General features: G+C 40.9%; 1 protein-coding gene and 1 pseudogene. Both read left to right on the forward strand.

The window, feature by feature from the left end:
* On the forward strand, window positions 1-233 hold a 233-nt coding region (locus AC1DJR_RS32445; RefSeq protein WP_477004509.1), incomplete at its 5' end, for a group II intron maturase-specific domain-containing protein.
* A gap of 146 nt (window positions 234-379) precedes the next feature.
* Window positions 380-698: pseudogene (locus tag AC1DJR_RS32450) on the forward strand (IS4 family transposase); the annotation flags it as partial.

Here is a 698-nt window from a genome sequence, read left to right on the forward strand (position 1 = left end):
ATACTGTACTGATTGGATGGGTGAATTACTTCCGGGTTGGGAATTCTAGTCGAGCTTTTAGTAAAGTACGGGACTATACAGAGATGAAAGTCCGTACGTTATTGACGAGAAGGAAACGGCGACAAAAGCGTAGCATTGGATGGCAGAGATGGAGTAATGAATATCTCTATGGTGTACTAGGACTCTATTGGGACTGGAAAGTTCGTCCTCTCGAAAGCTCAGGGAGATATTGATAAAAGTGTCTGCCATCTGATAGGTCTCATAACCCTTTTGATGAAGTTTATGGGGTGAGTTGCTTGAGGGAAAACTTCACGAGCAGTTCTTATGGGGAGGGGCTGGAGACGGGTCATAACTGATACCGCGCCAGTTCTTTACCCGACAAATTTTGTTTAAAACGTGGAAGTCATTCTTTGAAATTGATGAGTGTCAAAATATAAAAAGAGAACGCCTAGAGTGCCATTTATATGGACAACTMATYGGCATTCTCCTCWGTTCTTCTACGATGTTTCAAATGCGWCAGTTTCTGCTTGAAAARAMAAAGCAGGAGCTGAGTGAATACAAAGCGATTTATATGATTAAGGATTACTTTCCGTTACTGTTTCAAGCGATAGCTGTTGGCACAGAAGAACTTTTAAAAATTCTGCATCGCCTTTATCAAATGCTCAAAAAGAACGGTCGTAAATGTCATAGACATAAGA

The organism is Bacillus sp. 05T31 (genome assembly GCF_056396725.1).